General features: G+C 39.6%; 17 protein-coding genes and 3 riboswitches. Of the genes, 3 read left to right on the top strand and 14 right to left on the bottom strand.

The annotated features are described in order from the left end of the window. Positions 1-7: 7 nt before the first annotated feature. From purF to CIL03_RS14995, 5 genes are all read right to left on the bottom strand, one after another. A complete protein-coding gene (purF, locus tag CIL03_RS15015) occupies positions 8-1,384 on the bottom strand; it encodes an amidophosphoribosyltransferase (RefSeq protein WP_094886703.1) in 1,377 nt (458 codons plus the stop codon). A 133-nt stretch (positions 1,385-1,517) separates the two neighbouring features. Further along, positions 1,518-3,743 (bottom strand): phosphoribosylformylglycinamidine synthase subunit PurL, encoded by a 2,226-nt coding sequence (gene purL / locus CIL03_RS15010; RefSeq protein ID WP_165767973.1) that lies wholly within the window; start codon positions 3,741-3,743, stop codon positions 1,518-1,520. A gap of 57 nt (positions 3,744-3,800) precedes the next feature. Further along, positions 3,801-4,931, bottom strand: a complete 1,131-nt coding sequence (purK, locus tag CIL03_RS15005) for a 5-(carboxyamino)imidazole ribonucleotide synthase (RefSeq protein WP_094886701.1) — start codon at positions 4,929-4,931, stop codon at positions 3,801-3,803. Further along, entirely contained in the window at positions 4,918-5,409 is a 492-nt protein-coding gene (purE, locus tag CIL03_RS15000) for a 5-(carboxyamino)imidazole ribonucleotide mutase (protein WP_094886700.1), read from the bottom strand. The genes purK and purE overlap by 14 nt, the downstream gene beginning before the upstream one ends. A 122-nt stretch (positions 5,410-5,531) precedes the next feature. Then, a riboswitch (purine riboswitch) is annotated at positions 5,532-5,631 on the bottom strand. 508 nt (positions 5,632-6,139) lie between these two features. Next, positions 6,140-6,754, bottom strand: a complete 615-nt coding sequence (locus CIL03_RS14995) for a DUF2179 domain-containing protein (RefSeq protein ID WP_094886699.1) — start codon at positions 6,752-6,754, stop codon at positions 6,140-6,142. A 142-nt stretch (positions 6,755-6,896) separates the two neighbouring features. Here CIL03_RS14995 and CIL03_RS14990 point away from each other — a divergent pair, with 142 nt between their 5' ends. Then, a complete protein-coding gene (locus CIL03_RS14990; protein WP_094886698.1) occupies positions 6,897-7,331 on the top strand; it encodes an Hsp20/alpha crystallin family protein in 435 nt (144 codons plus the stop codon). 52 nt (positions 7,332-7,383) lie between these two features. Here CIL03_RS14990 and CIL03_RS14985 read toward each other — a convergent pair whose 3' ends face one another. Beyond that, a complete protein-coding gene (locus CIL03_RS14985; protein WP_094886697.1) occupies positions 7,384-8,091 on the bottom strand; it encodes an MOSC domain-containing protein in 708 nt (235 codons plus the stop codon). 93 nt (positions 8,092-8,184) lie between these two features. On the opposite strand from CIL03_RS14985, the gene msrA reads away from it, so the two are divergent. Beyond that, on the top strand, positions 8,185-8,703 hold the full coding sequence (gene msrA / locus CIL03_RS14980; protein WP_094886696.1) for a peptide-methionine (S)-S-oxide reductase MsrA: 519 nt from the start codon (positions 8,185-8,187) through the stop codon (positions 8,701-8,703). An 82-nt stretch (positions 8,704-8,785) separates the two neighbouring features. Here msrA and CIL03_RS14975 read toward each other — a convergent pair whose 3' ends face one another. Continuing rightward, positions 8,786-9,505, bottom strand: coding sequence for a gamma-glutamyl-gamma-aminobutyrate hydrolase family protein (locus CIL03_RS14975; RefSeq protein ID WP_094886695.1), 720 nt, complete (start codon positions 9,503-9,505; stop codon positions 8,786-8,788). Between the two features lie 107 nt (positions 9,506-9,612). Here CIL03_RS14975 and CIL03_RS14970 point away from each other — a divergent pair, with 107 nt between their 5' ends. Next, on the top strand, positions 9,613-10,785 hold the full coding sequence (locus CIL03_RS14970) for an MFS transporter (RefSeq protein WP_094886694.1): 1,173 nt from the start codon (positions 9,613-9,615) through the stop codon (positions 10,783-10,785). Between the two features lie 46 nt (positions 10,786-10,831). Here the strand turns inward: CIL03_RS14970 and CIL03_RS14965 are convergent, their stop codons facing one another. The 7 genes from CIL03_RS14965 to CIL03_RS14935 all read right to left on the bottom strand — a co-directional run bounded on the left by CIL03_RS14965 (position 10,832) and on the right by CIL03_RS14935 (position 21,357). Continuing rightward, complete coding sequence (locus tag CIL03_RS14965) at positions 10,832-11,326, bottom strand: hypothetical protein (RefSeq protein ID WP_094886693.1); 495 nt, start codon at positions 11,324-11,326, stop codon at positions 10,832-10,834. 127 nt (positions 11,327-11,453) lie between these two features. Next, positions 11,454-12,758: an NCS2 family permease gene (locus tag CIL03_RS14960; protein WP_094886692.1), complete on the bottom strand. Its 1,305-nt coding sequence runs from the start codon at positions 12,756-12,758 to the stop codon at positions 11,454-11,456. Positions 12,759-12,965: 207 nt separating this feature from the next. Continuing rightward, positions 12,966-13,066: riboswitch (purine riboswitch) on the bottom strand. A 307-nt stretch (positions 13,067-13,373) separates the two neighbouring features. Next, positions 13,374-14,909: a glutamine-hydrolyzing GMP synthase gene (gene guaA / locus CIL03_RS14955; RefSeq protein WP_094886691.1), complete on the bottom strand. Its 1,536-nt coding sequence runs from the start codon at positions 14,907-14,909 to the stop codon at positions 13,374-13,376. Between the two features lie 128 nt (positions 14,910-15,037). Further along, positions 15,038-15,141: riboswitch (purine riboswitch) on the bottom strand. A gap of 72 nt (positions 15,142-15,213) precedes the next feature. Then, a complete protein-coding gene (locus CIL03_RS14950; protein WP_240508092.1) occupies positions 15,214-17,181 on the bottom strand; it encodes a transglutaminase domain-containing protein in 1,968 nt (655 codons plus the stop codon). A gap of 236 nt (positions 17,182-17,417) precedes the next feature. Then, entirely contained in the window at positions 17,418-18,686 is a 1,269-nt protein-coding gene (locus CIL03_RS14945) for a DUF58 domain-containing protein (RefSeq protein WP_094886689.1), read from the bottom strand. Next, the gene (locus CIL03_RS14940) at positions 18,686-19,648 is read right to left on the bottom strand and encodes an AAA family ATPase (protein ID WP_094886688.1); all 963 of its coding nucleotides are present in this window, start codon (positions 19,646-19,648) and stop codon (positions 18,686-18,688) included. Before CIL03_RS14940 ends, CIL03_RS14945 begins: the two co-directional genes overlap by 1 nt. A 182-nt stretch (positions 19,649-19,830) precedes the next feature. Then, entirely contained in the window at positions 19,831-21,357 is a 1,527-nt protein-coding gene (locus tag CIL03_RS14935; protein ID WP_094886687.1) for an AbgT family transporter, read from the bottom strand. Between the last annotated feature and the right edge of the window lie 358 nt (positions 21,358-21,715).

The following is a 21,715-nucleotide window of genomic DNA, read 5'->3' as shown; positions in this document are numbered from 1 at the left end:
AATATAGTTAATTTTTGAAATAAGAAGGTTCCTTTTCCCCATGTTCAGTTACAGGATAATTGCCTGTCATACATGCATTGCAGATACCCTGATGGATGGTTTTATCCTTCACAATTGCGTGCTCAAGTCCCTCGGTTGATAAAAAGGCTAAACTATCGGCACCAATGATTTCACGTATTTCATCAATCGAATTATTTGCAGCAATCAGTTCGTCTTTCGTGGACATATCAATCCCGTAAAAACAAGGATTCGTAATCGCAGGTGAGGCAATCCTTACATGTACCTCTTTCGCACCAGCTTCCTTAAGCAGCTTAACGATTCGTTTACAGGTCGTTCCCCTGACAATGGAATCATCAATCATTACCACACGTTTTCCCTCAACAATTCCACGGACAGGTGAAAGCTTCATCTTCACACCCTGTTCACGCAATTCCTGGGATGGCTGGATAAAGGTTCGTCCAATATAGCGGTTTTTAATTATCCCCATTTCATATGGAAGACCTGATTGCTCTGCATAGCCAATTGCTGCGGAAATGCTGGAATCAGGAACACCTGTTACAACATCTGCTTCAACTGGTGATTCTTTAGCTAATTCTATTCCCATTTTTTTACGCGACGCATGAACATTCACATAGTTTAAATCACTGTCCGGTCTTGAAAGATACACATATTCCATTGAACATAGCTTTCGCTGTTCCCGCATTGCGAAGCGAATCGATTCCAGCCCCTTATCACTAATAACAATTAGCTCTCCTGGAAGCACTTCACGTTCAAAGGAAGCCCCAATGATATCGAATGCACTTGTCTCTGATGCCACTACAAATGCATCGCCCAATTTTCCAATCGAAAGCGGGCGAATTCCCCGCGGATCTGCAGCGACATACATTTTATCTTCTTCCAGTATTAAAAAAGTATATGCCCCGATTAATTTCTGCAGAGCTTCAGCAATAGCATCCGCTGTCTTTGCTTGTTTGCTGCGTTTTACCAGATGTGCCAGAATTTCAGAATCCGTAGATGTCTGCAAAATACTGCCGGCATCTTCCAGCTCCCTGCGCAGCTGATGTGAATTAAGGATATTTCCACTATGGGCAAATGCGATGCTTTTGGTTTGCGAGTGGAATAGCAGTGGCTGTACACTGTCCACTCCTCCCTCTTTATCCTCCTGTGTGGAATAGCGTACATGGGCAATTGCAGCTTTCCCGTTCAGCTTTTTGAAATCACATGATTTAAAAACATCATTGACTAATCCAAGCCCTTTATGAGGCTTCAGTTTTTCCCCATCACTTACTGCAACACCAGCACCTTCCTGACCGCGATGCTGCTGTGCATGCAGTCCATAATATGCTAGTTCAGCTGCCTTTTCATGACCCCATATTCCAAACATAGTGGCATTCCTCTTTTATGAATTAGATTTTTAGAAAAACTCACATTCGCTTGTTCCTCAGCGAATATGTTAGTTTTTCTTATACTTGGTTCTTTAAAATACTAACTGCGTCGAGTTGCTTCCCAGTAAAATTTTATTGCTTCCCAACGTGCAAAAGATTCGGAATTGCTTCTCTCCATAATTTATTGAGTTTTTCTGCGTCTTCATCAATAATTTTGTTATTTTCCTGACTCACTTTAAGTTTTCCGTCACTTGTTACAACACCTATTTGCTTTGCATGTTCAATGATTTCTTCAAATTTTGCTTTATTTTCCTTTTTAACTGTAACTAAAAATCTTGATTGTGATTCGCTGAATAGAGCAGTAGTCGGATTTCCTTCTATTTCAGCTTTTACGCCTAAACCTTTATTGTTAAAAACACTTTCTGCAAGTGCAACTGCTAATCCACCTTCAGACAAATCATGTGCTGATACAACAATACCTTGATGAATTGCTTCCAGCAGCTGCTTTTGACGTGTTGCTTCCACATTCAAATCAATTGCGGGCGCCTTTCCGGAATAGCTGCCTTCTAAAATATTCTGCAGCTCACTGCCGCCAAACTCTTCATTTGTTTCACCGATCAGATAAATGAGATCATCTGCATTTTGGAAGTGGCTTGGTGTTACAAGTTTTGTAGATTCCAAGAGTCCAACCATTCCTATGATTGGTGTTGGCATAATGGCTTCTCCCTTTGATTGATTGTATAAGGAAACATTACCGCTGATCACTGGTGTATCAAGGGCGAGACATGCTTCACTGATCCCATCAATGCTTTTTTCCATTTGCCAGAACGTTTCCGGGTTTGTTGGGTTTCCGTAGTTCAATCCGTCAGTTAATGCCAATGGCTTTGCACCGGAACAGATAATATTGCGGGCAGCTTCAGCAACTGCAATTTTCCCGCCCATTTCCGGATCAAGATAGATATACCTGGAATTACAGTCTGTGGTTATTGCGATCGCTTTATCCGTTCCTTCTATCTTCACGATTGCCGCATCTGACCCAGGTCCTGCTATGGTGTTATTCTGGGCATCGGAGTCATATTGGCTATATGCCCATTCCTTACTTGCAATCGTTGGCTGCTGCAGCAGATTTTTTAACATTTCCTGATGATCATCAACAGCTGGAGTCGTTTTTTCTTTGTCCTGAAAATCTTTATAATATCCCGCTTCTTCTGAAGGCAGATGATAAACCGGTGCTTCTTCTGTCAATGCAGCAACCGGAATGTCTGCTGCAATTTCGCCATGCTGCTTAATACGAAATGTCTTTTCCTCAATTACTTCACCAATTGCTGCTGCATCCACTTCATGTTTGGCGAAAACATCAAGAATTTCCTGTTCACGGCCTTTTTCCACAACTAGCAGCATTCGCTCCTGTGATTCTGAAAGCATGATTTCATACGCATCCATGTTTTCTTCACGCTGTGGAACCAAGTCAAGATTCATTTCGATTCCAGTACCTGCCTTACTTGCCATTTCACTAGCAGAGGATGTCAGGCCTGCTGCTCCCATATCCTGAATGCCAACTAATGCATCGGAATGAATTACTTCGAGACATGCTGCAATAAGTTTTTTTCCAATATGCGGATCACCAATTGCAACTGCTGATGCATTGTCTTTTTCCCCTTCAACAACATCTGAAGAGAAGGTTGCACCATGAATTCCATCTCTTCCGGTAGCTCCCCCGGCATAGATGACTGTATTTCCAACACCTGATGCAAGACCTTTTTGTACATCGTCGTGATTTACAAGACCGACAACCATTGCATTGACAAGCGGGTTTTCTTCATAGCTTTCATCAAACTGAACCTCTCCGCCAACGGTTGGCACCTCAATAACATTTCCGTAGCTCGCAATTCCGCGAACTGCTTCAGAAAACAGCATCTTTGTGTGGTCGTTATTCAGGTTTCCAAATCGCAATGAATTCATGGAAGCAATTGGTTTCGCCCCCATTGAAAAAACATCACGGAGAATTCCTCCAACACCTGTAGCTGAACCTTCAAATGGCTCTACTGCGGAAGGACTGTTATGGCTTTCTATTTTAAAGACGACTGCCTGGTTGTCGCCAATATCAACAACGCCGGCACCTTCACCAGGACCTTGGAGTACATGCTCTCCTTTGGTCGGGAACTTTTTTAATAATGGTTTCGATGTTTTGTAGCTGCAGTGCTCTGACCACATTACCGAAAAAATACCTGTTTCCGTATAGTTTGGAAGACGTTCCATTTTGTCCTTTGCCAGTCGGTATTCTTCGTCACTTAAACCCATTTCTTTGTAAAGTTGTTCTGCTTCAATCTGTTCCGGTTTAATTTTGTTTACATCCATTATTTTGTTCCCTCCAAAATTAATTTAGGATTCCTTTTAAAATCTCTGCATTTAAGCTTAACGTGCTGCTTTTTCAAATTCACTAATCTGCTGTGCTACTTTTCCCTGTGTTTCTGCAATAAACGTAACATGGCCCATTTTCCGTTTTACTTTAGGCTCCGCTTTTCCATACAAATGAATAAATCCATCATTGGTTTTTGCCATTGCTTGTAATACATTCTCCAAATCCTCACCAAGTATGTTAATCATGGTCGCAGGGTTATGAAGCGTAACTTCAGTTAATGGCAGCCCGCAGATTGCACGGATATGCTGGGCAAATTGTGAAACATTACATGCTTCAATCGTATAATGTCCTGAGTTATGCGGGCGTGGTGCCATTTCATTAAGATAAATATTTTCCCCTTGAACAAACATTTCAATTGCGAAGGTACCTACAACATTTATTTTTTCAGCGAGCTTTCCAGCTGCCTCCAATGCTTTTTTCTGAATCGTTTCGTTTATGCCAGCTGGTACAGTGGTTTTGAAAAGAATATGATCCTTGTGATCATTTTCAGCAATCGGAAAAAAAGTGATTTCTCCTGATTGTGCCCTCGTAAATACTACGGAAATTTCCTTATCAAAACGAATCCATTGCTCAATGATGCAATGCCTATTCTCTTCCGCAAAATCAACTGCCACATCAACATCTTCTTCAGACATCAATTTAATCTGGCCCTTTCCATCATAGCCACCCCGGCATGTCTTAATTACACTCGGAAATGCGAAATCTGCCAAAGCCTTTCTGCATTCTTCACCATTTGTCACAACAGAAAATGCTGGAACGGGCAGTCGGGCATCTTTCATTAATTGCTTTTCTTTCTCACGATTTTGTGTGATTTCGAGTGCTAATGCACCCTGAGGCAATTTGCCCTGCTCTTCAATATAGGCAGCTGCAGTCAGATCTACATTTTCAAATTCATATGTGATGACGTCGCTTATCTCAGTCAGCTCTTTAATTGCATCCATATCATCATAAGCTGCGATTATTTGCTTATCTGCCACTTGAGCTGTCGGACAATCCGGTGTTGGGTCAAGAACGGTGATTTTATATCCCATGTACCTTGCAGCAATTGCCATCATCCGCCCAAGCTGTCCACCACCAATTATTCCAATCATCCCTGGAGGTAAAAGTGTCTTATTTGTCTTCAAGCTCGTCCCTCATTTCTTCTACTTTTTTCTGCATATTTCCTCTGTATTTATCAAGTTTTTCTGCTATATTGTCATTAAAAGCTCCAATAATTTCAGCTGCGAGCAGTCCGGCATTTGTTGCCCCTGCTTTGCCGATTGCCACTGTTGCAGTTGGTACTCCACCTGGCATTTGCACAATGGATAACAGTGAATCCAAACCATTTAAGGCTTTGCTTTGAACTGGAACTCCTATAACCGGAAGTGTCGTTTGTGATGCAACCATTCCCGGTAAGTGTGCGGCTCCGCCGGCTCCAGCAATAATTACTTTTAATCCGCGTCCGCGCGCTGTTTTTGCATATGTGAACATGTCATCAGGAGTGCGATGTGCTGAGATAACCTCTTTTTCATATGGTATTTGAAGCTCATCCAGCACACTGCAGGTATGCCGCATTGTTTCCCAGTCGGAAATGCTTCCCATTATAATGCCAATACTAGCCATGAAATCCCTCTTTCTAAAATTGGATAATAATATAAAAAGCCTATTCAAATACTCTCATTAAATTGAGAGAAGATGAACAGGCTAAAGCTTCTGCATATCAAAACGGATCGTTGTCTTTCTTACAACGACTCATCTTCCCTCATAGTCCGGCATTTAAGGTGCCGGGTAGAAACTTCCAGGCCATATTCCCAGAAATATATGAGGCAATCTATTAATTTGTTGCTTTAAGCATACCAAAAACAATTACCCAATGCAATAAAATATCGAACGATTTTATAGCAAAAATGTTTATTGTTCGGTTTTTACAAAGTGGAAGTCAATTGTAAATACCCCACCTCTAAATAACAGTTCGATTTCCTTACCAATACCGTTAGCTTCACCTGTTATGAAGACTACTTTTCCATAAACATACCGAAAAGATTATTTAATTAAAAGCCATTTTATTAATTTCAAGTGCATTAAGAGTAAGTTAATAAAAAGGGGATTTTATGAAAGTTCTTCCTGGCAGGACCGGGGACTGTGCCGGTGGTGTACGTGGTAGAGCCGAAAAACTGGAAAAGTCGCGCGGTATCACTTTTTTAGAATACTGCGCAATTTACAGCATGAGTTGCGCGAGTTACCAGCTTTAACGCTCGACTTTATAAATTTAAATTGTGCGATTGGTGATTGCTTAAGAAGTAAAACAGCACAATTTCACATTAGGAAATTGTGCTGTTTTTATTATCTTTTTTTATTCTATTGGTTTATTTTCTTCGTTTTGCTGCGTACTGACCAATTTATTTTCATTCTTATTATTTTTCTTCGGATTCATTAATCTTCCTTTGCGGACCTGTTTTACCCAGAAACCGCCATGGATTTGCTTCGGTTCATAGGAAATTATAAATGCTTTTGGGTCGATTTCTTGAATTGTTTCATAAAGTTTTAATTCGTACTTTCTCGGTGTTAAAATTTGCATAGACAAACGATCACCGTCCATCCCATAAGCAAACCAGCTTGTTACACCATATCCTTTATCCCTCAGCTTCCGGGTAAACTCAAGATCTGGGTTCGATGATACAACATTTACAGTTATATACCCTAGTGCTAATTTTTCTTCAATCTTCGTGCCAACAACTACACCTGTTCCAAAACCAATCGCATATGCAACTAAATTCTGTATTTGATCCAAATTGTCCAGCACCAGACCAAGTCCCAATACATAGATAACAACTTCAAACATACTTACAAAAGCGGCTATATATCGCCGGTTTTTTAATGTCAGAATCATTCGTATTGTTGATAAGGATACATACACAATATTTATTATTAGAATAATCGCGACCATTATATATGCATTTTCCAGCAAAGCAAGCCCTCCGATTTCCTCGTATATTAGAATACACTCTATTGTACTTCACGGAAATAATCATATGCAATACGATATCAGATATTTCACGATAAAATAAATCTGGGCATATAATATATAACTAAATATCCGAGGTGATTAAATGGATCCGTTTAAACAGATGGGTGACTGGAAAAAGAATCTGGATCATTTTTTTGGTGAGAGCTTCTGGGGTGAATTTGAAGGTATTATCAAACCAGCGATCCCGCAAATCAATCTTTACCAGTCAGATCATGAGCTTTTATGTATCGTGAATATGCCTGGTCTGGATGATTTATATCAAATTGATATTTATGTAGACTATGCCACTCTGGAGCTAAAGGGCACGATAGACTTAAATCAATTTGGCAAAACTGCAGTAAAAGAGGAAATTCTGCAGGGAGTATTTGAACGGAAAATATCACTGCCATTCCCTGTTCGTGCCGACAAAATTAAAGCAACCTATAAAAACGGTCTTGTTTTTATCCAATTGCATCGATTAATTTCTGAAACAAGCAGAAAAAACAAGGTCAATGTTCGCCTGCTTGAAGACGATTAAATACATTTTATCTGCCGCTCTTTCAACCTCTGAAAAAGGCGGCAGATCTGGATTATTTATTTGGACCAAAAACCCGTTTCTCCATAATTGACTCTTGACCGCGCAGCCGTTTATTAAATGTGCGTTTCCAATTTTCGGCAAGCAGCGGGCATGAGGCAAGTTCCTCTGCAAGCCGCAAATCTTCTTTATATATATACATAACTTCATTGCATGCCTGAATCGACCACTGGGGGTATGGACGATCAATAAGTTCGAGGTCAGATTCCGCCTTCACATTTCCTTCCTGCAAAACACGGAAATACCAGCCGGTCCTTCCACTTTTTTGAATGCGCAAAGCAAGGTCCATTATACGAAAACGGCGTGCCGGCTTCCAGCAGGGCCGACGAGGCTGGGACACCTGAATAATTGCATCCCCTACCTTATATGTATCCCCAATACAAACAGAAAATTCATCCATTTCGAGTACAGCAAAATTTTCCCCAAAAGCGCCCATGTCAATGGATTCCATCTCCAGTTCTTCCTTCCAAAAGGTATAGTGCTTGATTGGATAGGAAAAAACTGCCTTTTCTGGTCCTCCGTGATTCCTTTTATCAGCAACTTCATCTCCTGTAAAGCCTGTTTTTCCAAGCCAAAGCGTCTTATCCGTCTCATTTTTGAATATACCGCTTTCCCACGGTCTGTACAATCGGTTTTTTGCTTCAGGATCACCCATTTTCTTTACTTTACCGATAAATAGTTTATGTACATGTGGTTCGTCCATACTGTCACCTGCTTTGATATGTGATATAGTATCTATATTCTAACTGATAACTCACTATTATGTAATGAAAATGATAATTTGGAAGTGATAATAATGATTCAAAAAGCGACTTTTGCGGGAGGCTGTTTCTGGTGCATGGTGAGGCCATTTGACCAGTGGGATGGTGTGAAAAGTGTTATTTCAGGTTATACCGGCGGACACCTGGAAAACCCCACATATGAAGATGTGAAAGCAGGTACCACCGGTCATTACGAGGCAGTAGAGATAATCTATGATTCATCCATTATTGCCTATGAAGATATTTTAAAAATATACTGGCAGCAAATTGACCCAACCGATGACGGCGGACAATTTCAGGATCGCGGTGATTCCTACCGCACGGCAGTTTTTTATCATGATGAGGACCAACGGCGATTAGCTGAGGACTACAAACAAAAGCTTGGTCAAAGTGGAACATTTTCTAAACCAATTGTAACTAAGATTATCCCAGCAGCTGAATTTTACGCAGCTGAGGACTATCATCAGAACTTTTATAAAAAGAATGAACAGGAATATAAAGAAGACCGTGCCAAATCAGGGCGGGATGAATTTATTGAAGCTGTCTGGAAATAAAGAACGGTGTGCAAATCATTTAAAGAATTGCACACCTTCACCCATTATCCATCTTTTCTAACAGATAACTATGCCAGCTGCCTTATTTATTTTTCCTCTTATACTCTGCACAAGCTGCTATAAAACCTTGATAAATTTTACTAGAGGCTTCATCTGTCATTCCCTCCGGATGCCATTGTACGCCAAGTACAAATGAGTGTGCTTTACTTTCTATTGCTTCTACTACCCCATCACTTGCCTTGGCACTTACCTGAAAAGAACTCGGCACACTGCGATTTGCTTGATGGTGCCAACTATTTATTCGAAGTTTTTCTGAATCTGTTAATTGATGAAGTAAAGATCCTTTTAAGACTTTTACAAAATGTGAACCATGCTCCAATGGCGCTTTTTGTGTATGCTGAAGTAATTCCCAGTCAGTCTGTGCATAAATATCCTGATACATATCCCCGCCTGCTGCGATATTTAGGATCTGACATCCACGACAGACACCTAAAATTGGTTTCCCCATTTCAATCAGTTTTTTGATAAGTTTCATTTCAAACGTATCCCGTCCAGGTATTATCGTTCCTAATTTAGGATGAGGCTCTTCCCCAAATAACGTTGGATCAATATCATATCCTCCAGTTGCGTATAAGCCATCAATCTCACCTGCAATTTGTCCGATATCCTCATCCTCTAATAGGTATGGCAGCATCACTGGTACTCCCCCAGCCTTTAAAATTGCTTTTATATTTCTGTTCGTTACACTGTAGTGGGATTGATCAACTTCCATGGACGAGGTTACTCCAATTAATGGTTTCATTTATTATCTCCTCCTTAAAATTTGTTAGCATACAAACAACCAAAAAAATGATATAGTGTTCTAATAGCATATGTACGGGAAGACACCTACGTTAGGGGAGAATATTTTTGTCAAAAAGCAATTCATTAACACCATTAAAGATGCTATTATTTAGCTTTCATGCAACAAATACGATTATTCTTAGTTATTTACCATTGTATTTGAAATATAAAGGACTGAACGGTACTGAAATTGGCTGGGTATTAGCTGTTGGTCCACTTGCTTCTATCGTCGCCCAGCCGTTTTGGGGATATATGAGTGATAAATATAAAACCGTGAAGCGAATTCTCCAAATCTGTATTGTCGGACTTCTTATTACCAGTGTATTATTCTTTCAGATGGATGCACTGATTGCCATTCTTTTAATGGGTGCTGTTTTCTATTTTTTCGTTACACCTATAGGAGCATTGGGAGACAGTCTCGCACAACGACGCGCTGATGATTTAGGCGTTTCCTTTGGGACAATCCGGATGTGGGGTTCCGTTGGATTTGCAACGTCATCCCTGGTTATTGGGGAAATCCTGACAAGAGTCGGAATCCAATACATGATTATTCCCTATTTATTTTTCGGTACGATTGCACTTATTGTAACCTTTCGACTAACTGATGTAAAAGTAGATTCCGAACCCGTTCAGTTGAAAGATGTCACAACAATCATTAAAAGCAAACCATTTGTTATTTTTCTTTTATTTATTATGCTGTTAAGTATTACACATCGTGCCAACGACAGCTTTATGGGCTTATACATTGCACAGCTTGGCGGAAGTGAAGGATTGGTCGGATTAGCATGGTTTGTCGGCGTCCTTACAGAGGCAGCAGTATTTGCTACAGCAGGCTTCTGGTTCAGAAAATATCACCCGCTGATATTTATTATTATCGCAGGGCTTTTGTACAGCATCCGCTGGTTACTTTATGCCTCAATAGATAACCCAATGTTTATTGTTGCTCTGCAATTCACACATGGACTGTCATTTGGCTTATTTTATTTAGCCTCATTCAGTTATGTATCCAGACTTATACCGAAATTACTGCAATCTACCGGTCATCTAATATTTTTCGCAACATTTTTTGGATTATCAGGAATCATTGGTTCACTGGCTGGCGGTGCATTAATAGATACTTCTGGCGGCGGTACACTGTACTTTGGAATGGGGATTCTGGCACTTGCTGGCACGATATTACTTACAATTTACCATGTGTTGCCATATGGAAAAGACTTATCTGCACAAAAAGCTGATTAAACAATCTCTGAGGGCATCCATTTGACGGTTGCTCTCATTTTTATGGTTACGGAAGTATTTCCTTAAAAAAGGAATCCTCATCCCAGTCAATTTTCCATTCATCGTTTATTTTTTCAATTCGCATTCTGCCATCAATGCTGAACTCCTCCACTACAGAATCATTCTGGATAAATTGTATCGTCATCTGATATTCCAGATTCTTATTTGTCTCACTATTATCGGGAAGATCAATGAAATCCATTTGCAGATCCTTCACTGCTACATCGGCTTTACGGTTTTCCGCTTCAAAAATCGGTTGAAGCAACATTCGGTTGATTGACTGACGCTCCAACTCATCCTCTGTCAAATATTCTTTAGCTCTTTCCTCTGAGAAATCAGCCATTTCAGGTATACTTCCTGGTGTCTGCTCATACTCCACCGTATATTGTGCTTCCTTAAAATCTATTGCTATCGTAAGAAGCTTATCTTTCAATTCTTCAGTATCACTGCAGGCGGCTAATAATCCTGCAATTACAATAAAGATCATTATCCCTTTTTTCATCTATTTGTCTCCTCTGGCAAAAACTCTTACTACTCTCTTTCTATTTAAAGCGACAAAATTCCTGCATTTAGTGATAACAAAAAGACTGATGCTTATTAAATTTCAGCATCAGTCTTTTTATCATATGCTAGCTCAAGAAAATAAAATACAAGACAAAGATGACAAACAAGCCATACATAATTGGATGTATTTCTTTCGCTCGGCCTTTTAGAATCATCGTGATCGGATAGAAAATAAATCCGATTGCTATCCCTGTGGCAATACTATAAGTCAGTGGCATCATTAAAATCGTAAAGAATGCCGGTACTGCAATTTCAAATCGATCCCAATCCACATTTTTAAGTGAGTTTGCCATCATAACCCCAACGATAATTAAAGCTGGTGCGGTAACTTCGGGTGTTACAACACTTAGTAATGGCGAGAAAAATAGTGCCAGGAGGAAGAATCCTGCTGCAACGATTGCAGTAAATCCAGTTCTTCCACCAACACCGACTCCTGCAGTTGATTCAACGTAAGAAGTTGTTGTTGACGTACCAAGGCTGGCACCTACTACAGTTGCTGCCGAATCAGAAAATAATGCTTTTCCTGCACGCGGCAATTTATTATCCTTCATCAAACCTGCCTGTGTTGCAACAGCTACCAGTGTACCTGCAGTATCAAAGAAATCTACAAAGAGGAACGTTAGAATTACTACAAGCATTTCAATGGTAAAAATATCACCAAAATGTAAAAATGCCTGTCCAAAGGTTGGTGCTAAACTTGGCACTCCACTTACGATTCCACTGAGTCCAGATGGAACAGGAACCAGTCCGAAAATCATACCAGCTACTGAAGTGATAATCATCCCATAAAAGATACCAGCCTTAATACCCACTGTAAGAAGCATGACAGACACAATCAGACCAAACACTGCCAGCAATACGGTTGGGCTGGTTAAATCCCCTATTCCCAGCAAAGTAGCTTCATTGCCAATAACAATTCCGGAACTTTGAAGCCCGATAAATGCGATAAATAAACCTATCCCGGCACCGACTGCCATCTTTAAGTTTGCCGGAATGGCATTAATAATTGTTTCGCGCAACCCTGTTAATGTTAAAATGATAAAAATAATTCCAGATGCCAATACTCCAGCAAGTGCCGTTTCCCAAGGGATTCCAAACCCAATAACAACGGTGTAGGCAAAAAATGCATTCAAGCCCATTCCCGGAGCAAGGACGATAGGATATTTTGCAAAGATCCCCATAATCAGAGTACCTACTGCTGCTGCTAAAGCTGTTGCAGCAAACACAGCGTCAGTATCCATTCCCGCTTCTCCCAATACATTTGGGTTAACAAAAAGAATATAGGCCATTGCTAAAAATGTTGTCATACCAGCCATAAATTCTGTTCGATAGTTTGTACCTAATTCTTCAAAACGAAAATATTTTTTCACTTTTCTTTTCCCCCTATAGAAATATTAGAAAATCTGGCTTGCTTTGGCAACAGCCTTGGTTCAACGAAAAATACTTTTCGTCTCGGAAGCAAATACTCGAAGTATTACTTATAATCAGTTAAAAAGAACCCCTGGAATATTCCAGGAGTTCTACCATTGACATACAGAAAAAATAATATAGACCGCAAATTCAGCAATCAGAACGGTCTATTTTATGATTTTCTGCGTAGTCAGACCGTTTACGGCAGTCTGGTAGAAACTCTGGGCCATATCCCCTAAATTATACGCATTTCTATTAAAATACATTATTATACTACTATTTCTATTATGGGTTGTCAATGAAAACCGAATGATTATATTTAATTTGTTTATAATGTTCGTCTTATATAATTTATAATGATATTTGCTTTTTGTGAAGTGCAAACATGATTGTGTATAAAGTTGAGAGACAAGAAGTTTGAGTTAAGAGATAAATAAGTAAAGTTGAGACATAAACAATAAAATTTGAGAGAAAGTTATCTTAAGATGTATTATCTCCCAACTTCCGTCTGGCTTCTCTCAACTTCAAGCCCAGTTTCCCGATATCCACCATGCTCAATATCTAGTCAAACTAACTTATTCCCACTCAATCGTCGCAGGCGGCTTACTCGTTACATCATAAACCACGCGATTAATGTGCTCCACATCATTTACAATCCGTGTTGATATTTTTTCCAGTACGTCCCAAGGAATACGCGCCCAATCAGATGTCATACCATCAATGGAAGTTACTGCACGAATGCCGATGGTATAATCATAGGTCCTTGCATCACCCATAACACCGACACTTCTAATATTAGGAAGTACCGTGAAATACTGCCAGATGTCACGATCCAACCCAGCCGCAGCAATTTCTTCTCTTAGAATAGCATCAGATTCACGAACTATGTCAAGCTTTTCTTCCGTTACTTCTCCCAGTACGCGAATTGCCAGACCTGGTCCCGGGAAAGGCTGACGCCATACAATGCGGTCAGGGATTCCTAATTGTGTACCAAGTTCGCGCACTTCATCCTTGAAAAGTGTGTTCAATGGTTCGATCAGCTCAAACTGCATATCCTCCGGCAGTCCGCCGACATTGTGATGAGATTTAATTGTTTGTGCTGTTTCTGTCCCGCTTTCAATAATGTCTGTATAAAGAGTGCCCTGTGCAAGGAAATCGATATCTTTCAGCTTAGCTGCTTCATCATCGAATACATAAATAAATTCATTTCCGATGATTTTTCGTTTCTTCTCCGGATCATCCACTCCTGCAAGCTTTGTTAAAAAACGATCTTTTGCATCAATTTTAATAATATTCATATGGAAATCTTCAGCGAATACTTCCATTACATCATCTGCTTCATTTTTGCGAAGCAATCCATGGTCAACAAATATACATGTAAGCTGATCGCCAATTGCTTTATGGATCAGTGCTGCAACAACGGATGAATCCACACCTCCGCTGAGTGCACATAATACTTTGCGGTCGCCTACTTTGTTCTGGATCTTTCCTATTTCCATATCTATAAAATTCTCGATTGACCAGTCACCTTCACTTTGGCACACATCGTAGACGAAATGCTTTAATACATCATTTCCGTACTCCGTGTGGCGAACTTCCGGATGGAACTGAACACCATAGAGTTTTTTGCCGGAATTGCTCATCGCCGCAATCGGTGTTGAAGGGCTTGTTGCATCAACTGTGAAGGATACTGGTGCTTCCATCACCTTATCCCCATGACTCATCCAGACTGTTTGACTGGAAGGAGTATCTTTAAATAGAGTTGGTTCCTCATTCAGGTTGATAAGTGCTTTACCGTATTCACGGTTTTTAGACTTTTCAACTTTTCCACCATAATGGACAGCCATAAGCTGCATGCCATAGCAAATCCCCAGGATCGGGATATCCAGATCGAAAATTTCTTCGTCACAACGAAAGCTGTTTTCATCATAAACACTGTGAGGACCGCCTGATAAGATAATACCTTTTGGGTTCATTTTTTTAATTGCTTCAGCCGTTAATTTATGTGTGTGCAATTCACTGTAAACACCGAATTCCCGGATCCTTCGGGTAATCAGCTGATTGTACTGACTTCCAAAATCCAATACTAGTATCATTTCGTTATTTTCCATGCTTTACGCTCCCTATCGATTTATTGGGACAAGAGAACCGTCCCCATGTCCCATAATAAAACCTGAATCCCAGCCTTTTCGTATACTTCTACAAGCTACAAAAAGGCAGAAATCCAGGTTGTGTGCATAACTTTAGATTCTGCCTTCATAGTCAGAGCTTTTACGGTGCTCCGGTAGAAACTTTCAGGACCATATCCCCTGAAGATATACGAACGCATTATTCAGTTTAAATTATTTCAATGGCATTCAAAAATAAATTTCGCATTTTAATATGTTCCTATTCTACTAACCTGTAACGGCTAGGTCAAGCCATTATTCGGTTAATTAAATCTTTCCATAATTGTGTCAGCTCTTTCGCTTTCACATCATTCATTTCGCTTTTATACAAAATAAGCTCCAAATGACTTGTCAGCTGACCCATTTCATTCGTTTCGAACCGATCATCCACCCGTTTGGCAAATTCACGTAATGTCTGATCAGGTTCTTTGGCAAAACCATAGTGGTTCAGCACTTTCATTAAATGATGGTAAACATCCTGATAGGTTTTGGCATCCTGATTTGTATTAAACTTCTTCAACAATAAATAAGTCTTCCAGCGAAATCTTGTTTTATAGATCAGCAATGCTGCTATTGCCAGAATGACAGCTGCAATCAACCCATGCCACCATTTAAAATTAGTAGAATCTGTATCATTTGCTGCCATGGCTGTTTCAGCCTCTTCTTCATCTTCAGGTAGTTCTGGTGGCTCAGGCTCATCCATTTCAGGAGTTTCCTCTAAAATATCATCCTGCTCCGCAGAAGCATTTTCTTCAACATCTGTATGGAAATCGGAAAGATTATCAAACCCTTGTGTTGGCTCAAATGGCACCCAGCCAACCTCTGGAAAGTATACTTCCACCCAGGAATGAGCATTTGAATTCGTTACCTCATATACATCAAAAGAATCACCAGTATCTGACACGTCATCAGCAATTTTCTCCCCACTGGTAAATCCCTTCACCCATCTTGCTGGAATATCCAGACTTCTGAGCATGACAACCATGGATGTTGAATAATTATCACAATAGCCTACTTTAGTATCAAATAAAAACTGATCAACATAGTCTTCGTTTTCATCAGGAACAGCTACATCTGTTGTTTGGTAAGTAAACCCATTCCTGCCAAAATACCCTTCAATCGCCCGTGCTTTTTCATAGGTGGTATCGAACGAGGCAGTAATTTCTTCTGCTAATTGTCCAACTCTTTCGGGCAGTGATTCCGGAAGCTGTGTATAACGTTCAAGGAAATCAGACTGCTCATATCCCATTTGCTCTCGTAGTTTATTAATCTCAAATGATGGATTATCATAGGACATCGTATAACTATAAAGGCTAACTGCTTCTCCATCCATTCTCGATTGAATCGCTTGAGAAAAACCATCCAAATAATAATCCGCCTGCGCTGCATAAACTTGTTTGATTCCATATGGATAAATCAGCTTTTCAATTGCTGTGTTTCCCTGAAATTCAATCATTGCTTCATGCCTTGTTGTTTCGACAACCTCTGGATCATAATCATATAATGAAATTGTGCCATCTTTTTGTTCAACATAGTCTGGTTCGGCGGAAAGCTCCCAGCCCTTTCCTGTATAAACATCCTTCGATTCAATCCGCCAATAATGTTCATCTGTTACTGCAGCCTGAAACACAGGTGAATAATCCTGGACAAATGATCCTCCAAGACGCGTATCATCTTCTCCATACCCAACCTTTTGAACAGCAGAGCCGCTATTCGAGCTCCCTGCATTTTCTGCAGTACTTTTCAGAAATGGAACGGGATCAGGCCACTGCGGATCGAACTTGGGGGCTGCAAACCCGATTAATGATGAAAATAAAACAATAGATATTAACGGGATAATCCAAATGGGTGTCCTTTTAATCCAGGTAAACCGAATGGATTCTCTATCTATCTCCTTCATAAAATTAGCTATTCCGAGAGCAATAAAGGAAATAATAAATGTGCGGATAATAGACATCTCAGCACCGTAAATTGTAAATGTATCCAATATTGCCAAATAAACAAATGTAAGAATGACAAACAAGAAAATCCGCTTCATGACCACAAACCAATAATGCAGCAAATAGCTCATCAGCCAAATCAGCAATAAAAATAGGACACTGCGAAATGCCGGTGTCAACTGATACCAGGATTGAGTGAACAGCGCTTCGACATTAAAGGCAATTTCCATGAATATATATTCAAACCACAGTCTGCTCATAAAACTATAATCCAAAAATAACCCCTGAATAATAAATAATAGTCCGAACCCTTTAATTAGAAAGGTAATCCACCATTTCAATTGAAACAATGAAATAAAAAAGCAAAAGAAAGCATAAATAATAAAAATAGTCAGGCTGCTGGTGTCTGTAATATCCTTGACAGGGTATAGCCATTCCAAGAACAGAAAAAAACCGCAGAAATAGAGGATTGAGGTATATAGAAATGGGGTGTTATTTTGTTTGAGCCTGTTCATGTCATATTCACCTCAATTGGATCTTTCACTAATTGCTCCTCTGTTATAACATGTATGCCAATTCCTTCATGCAAAAGCTGCTGAATGATATGATGCTCAGTTTGTGATATCAATTTGGAAGACTGGATAAATAGGACGCTGACATTTTTCGTACGACGATTTAACCGGTGCATCGTCTCTTTAAATAACGTATCCATATGTGTAGTAATAACCAGAATAATATTGCCTGCAGTTATTTTATTCATTTCCGCTTTTAATTTAACAGAAAATGGATCACTGTCTGACAGTTGAATTTGTGTCAGATGCTTCCTTACCCACTCCTGCTGTTTCAGATCATGATGAACGGGGAAATGAATTATATTTTCTCCAATCGAAAGCAACCCAGCCTGTGTTGACTGCTTTTGGATCGCCTTCATCAGGGAAACTGTAACTTCGACTGCAGCCTCAAAAGCTAATGGATTACTGTCTTTATGATTGCAGCTGTTTAATATCAGCAATACATCATTATTTCTTTCCTGTTCAAATTCCTTTGTCATTACCTCATTTTTCTTTGCAGTTTGTTTCCAGTCAATCCATGAAAACTTATCTCCAGGCATATATTCGCGAATTCCTGTAGCTACATTTGTATTTTTTAAATTCAAAGCATTGGAAGATACAGAACCCTGTTCAAAGCTGTTCACTTTTTCTGTAAACTGGACAGGTCGTTCTTTTGGATAAGCAACAAGCTGATCTGAAAGTTCAAATACATGTTCCTTTTTAACAAATCCAAACACATCTCCCGTTTTAATGCGAATTCCATTTAGCTGATGTTCCCCGCGAGGAATTTGTTCCATCCGGTACGTAAGTTCAAAAACCTTCCGGACTGATGGAAACATAATCTTTTTGATTTTTCGGTTGATCTTTAATTTATCGGGCTGATCCATGTAATGGTATTTATTATTTTGATTATCCACTTTCTTTAAAGAATCGGGGTAAACTTCCTCAAAAATACAGTAATATAACGGAAACGGGAAGGAACGTTTTACCTGTACCGTTACTGAAATATCTTCACCGGCACGAACCACATGCCTTGAAAACATTCTTGAGACCTCCCATTTTTTCAAGGGGTAAAGCAGCAGGCCAAGATGATACAGAAAGATTGGCAGAAAACTGAAAAACAAGAACCAGCTTGTAAAGCCACCCTGAAACATTGCGAATGAAAATAAAAGCAGGAATAAAAAGACTATAAAGACAAAATTAGAAACAAACCGGAGCTGTTCCTTCATCAGCGGAATTCCTTCCGAATCGGAATATGTGTATTTTTGACTATTCCATTCACGATCTGTTCACTTGTCATTCCATCATATCTTGCTTCAGATGTTAAAATGATTCGATGGGATATTACAAAAGGTGCGAGGTATTTCACATCATCCGGAAGTACATAGTCTCTTCCATGTATATAGGCATAGCTCTTAGCTGCCTTCATTAATGAAATGGATCCCCTTGGGCTTACACCGAGATAAATAGATGGATTTGATCTTGTATTTGTTACCAGATTGATAATGTAGTGCTGTACATTCTTGCTTACATAGACTTCCTTTACTTCCTCCTGAATAGCCAGGAGCTCGTCCTTTGACATAACAGCATCAATTGTTTCAATCGGATGATTTTTTGAAGTTCTTTCAAGCATTTCGAGTTCATCTGCAAAGGATGGATATCCCATTTTAAGTTTCAGAATAAACCGGTCCAGCTGAGCTTCCGGCAATGGATAAGTTCCTTCATACTCAATCGGGTTTTGTGTAGCCATGACAAAAAAAGGCTTCTCAAGCGAAATTGTCCTTCCGTCAACGGTTACATTTTTTTCTTCCATTGCTTCTAAAAGTGATGATTGTGTCTTTGGAGAAGTACGATTAATTTCATCTGCTAGTATGATATTTCCTAAAATCGGACCGCCGCGAAACTCAAATTCAAGTTCTTTTGGGTTATAAATGGAGATACCTGTAACATCAGAGGGCAATAAATCCGGGGTGAATTGAATCCGTTTAAAATCACAGTCCAATGATTTTGCCAATGTGCGGACAAGCATTGTCTTCCCAACCCCTGGAACATCCTCTAGCAATACATGTCCCTCTGCCAGCAAAGCTACTAAACTAAGTGTTGCTGCATCCTCTTTACCTATCATTACTTTATTTATATTTGTTAATATTTTTTCTATTTTTTCATTATATACCGAAGTCTCCTGCATCATAAGAAAAGCCCCTCTCAAGCAATCACTGTTTCTTCACTATATCTACTATTACTATACTAAAAAAGGCCCATGAAGTAAAAGCAAACTAATTGGAAGAATTCTTATCCAGTATGTACAGTTTCAAAGTTACATATACTAAAAGATGCACCCCTCAACAGTGAGAGATGCATCTTTATTATAAATTATGGCTGATATAAAATTGGAGCTCCTGGTCCAAGTTCGATCCCGAGTAGCATCCAGACAACCAATACAAGTGTCCAGCCAACAAGGAAGTAAATGGAGTAAGGAAGCATCGTAGAAATTAATGTTCCGATTCCCATCTTCTTATCATACTTCTGAGCAAATGCGATAATAATCGCAAAGTACGTCATTAATGGTGAAATGATATTTGTTGATGAGTCAGCAACACGGTAAGCCATTTGCGTTAGCTCCGGTGAGTATCCCATCTGCATCATGATTGGTACAAATATTGGAGCCATCATTGCCCATTTTGCTGATGCGCTTCCGATAAATATATTGATAAACGCAGCAAGTAAAATAAATACCAGTACTAATGGAATACCTGTTAAATTAATGCTTTGTAAAAATTCAGCACCATAAACTCCAAGTACTATTCCAAGATTTGATTCATTGAAATATGCAACAAACTGACCTGCTGTAAAGGCAAGAACGATGAACATTCCCATAGAAGCCATCGTATCAGTCATTTGATTAGCAACATCTTTATCATCACGAATTACTTTTGTGACTTTACCATAAACAAGACCTGGTACAAAGAACAGAATTGCTATGATTGGAACAAGTGAACTCATGAATGGTGATTGGATAATTTCTCCCCCTTCACCACGCATTGGCGCATTTTCCGGTAAAATGAGCAATGCTGTTAAACCTAATGCAACTACCAGAGCAACACCAGACCAGATGAGTCCTTTTTTCTCGATAGCAGACAGCTTTTCGATTTTTTCGCGGTATTCGCCTTTATATTCTCCTAAACGTGGTTCGACAACACGTTCCGTTACCCATGCACCTATAAATGTAAGTACAAATGTAGAGACAATAATGAACCAATAGTTCATTGCGATGCTCATTGTATCCGCATAGGCCGGATCAATAACCGCAGCACCTGCAATTGTCAGTTCACCCAATAATGCATCTGTTCCGGATAAGAACAGGTTCGCACTAAATCCACCGGAAACCCCGGCAAATGCTGCAGCAAGACCTGCCAATGGATGTCTTCCTATTGCAGCAAACAATAATGCACCGAGCGGTGGCAATACAACATAGCCTGCATCTGATGCTACACTGGACATAACCCCAGCAAATACCAGGCCTAATGTAATGAAACGATTCGGTACAGACATAACAAAACCACGAAGTAATGCACTAATTAGCCCAGATCTTTCGGCAACACCGATACCGAGCATTGTTACAAGCACAACGCCAAGTGGCGCAAAACCAATAAAGTTATCAGTCATGCTTGTGAAAATATATTGAATCCCTTCGGCACTTAACAGATTATTAACTTCAACCATTTCGCCCTCTTCACCAGGATGCTCCACACTGATCCCAAGTGGCGTCAAGACAGCTGATAAAATCAGTACTGCTAAGGCCAGCAAAGCAAATAGCGTAACTGGATGCGGTAATTTATTTCCAACTAATTCAATTCCATCCAGAGAGCGCTGAATAACACCTCTTCTTTGCTTCCCCATATTTATTCCCCTCTCTTATTCTGAATTCGATAATATTCTGAAAATAGTTTGCGTATTTTTACACAGGATTATATTATAAATGGCTTGATTCAATAATTAAACCTTAAATCAATAAGTAGCACTAGTAGAATTTTTCTCAAGATTAGCGCTAGGGAGATAATTTTATTATTGGATAGATTTGAGGATTGAAGTGGTGGTCGGGTTGGGTTCTATGCGGCAGGCTGCTACTGATCGGGAGTTTGACACCTACATAAGTAAAAATAGTCTTTAAAGCCTTTGATGGCTTTATTTTTTTGTCAAATTTTAGATATTCTTATTGAGTACTATTTAGTACTATGTTATGATTGAGCTAACTTAA

The sequence above is a fragment of the Virgibacillus indicus genome (genome assembly GCF_002266285.1).
Taxonomy (GTDB): domain Bacteria; phylum Bacillota; class Bacilli; order Bacillales; family Amphibacillaceae; genus Virgibacillus_K; species Virgibacillus_K indicus.
The sequence above is the reverse complement of the archived record's forward strand: the minus strand, read 5'-3'. Positions and strand labels throughout refer to the sequence as shown.

Coding starts and splice junctions, on each gene's coding strand:
- purF (WP_094886703.1), bottom strand. CDS start 1,384: ATGTTTGGAATATGGGGTCATGAAAAGGCAGCTGAACTAGCATATTAT.
- purL (WP_165767973.1), bottom strand. CDS start 3,743: ATGGATGTAAACAAAATTAAACCGGAACAGATTGAAGCAGAACAACTT.
- purE (WP_094886700.1), bottom strand. CDS start 5,409: ATGGCTAGTATTGGCATTATAATGGGAAGCATTTCCGACTGGGAAACA.
- CIL03_RS14990 (WP_094886698.1), top strand. CDS start 6,897: ATGGATCCGTTTAAACAGATGGGTGACTGGAAAAAGAATCTGGATCAT.
- CIL03_RS14985 (WP_094886697.1), bottom strand. CDS start 8,091: ATGGACGAACCACATGTACATAAACTATTTATCGGTAAAGTAAAGAAA.
- msrA (WP_094886696.1), top strand. CDS start 8,185: ATGATTCAAAAAGCGACTTTTGCGGGAGGCTGTTTCTGGTGCATGGTG.
- CIL03_RS14975 (WP_094886695.1), bottom strand. CDS start 9,505: ATGAAACCATTAATTGGAGTAACCTCGTCCATGGAAGTTGATCAATCC.
- CIL03_RS14965 (WP_094886693.1), bottom strand. CDS start 11,326: ATGAAAAAAGGGATAATGATCTTTATTGTAATTGCAGGATTATTAGCC.
- guaA (WP_094886691.1), bottom strand. CDS start 14,909: ATGGAAAATAACGAAATGATACTAGTATTGGATTTTGGAAGTCAGTAC.
- CIL03_RS14945 (WP_094886689.1), bottom strand. CDS start 18,686: ATGAAGGAACAGCTCCGGTTTGTTTCTAATTTTGTCTTTATAGTCTTT.
- CIL03_RS14940 (WP_094886688.1), bottom strand. CDS start 19,648: ATGATGCAGGAGACTTCGGTATATAATGAAAAAATAGAAAAAATATTA.
- CIL03_RS14935 (WP_094886687.1), bottom strand. CDS start 21,357: ATGGGGAAGCAAAGAAGAGGTGTTATTCAGCGCTCTCTGGATGGAATT.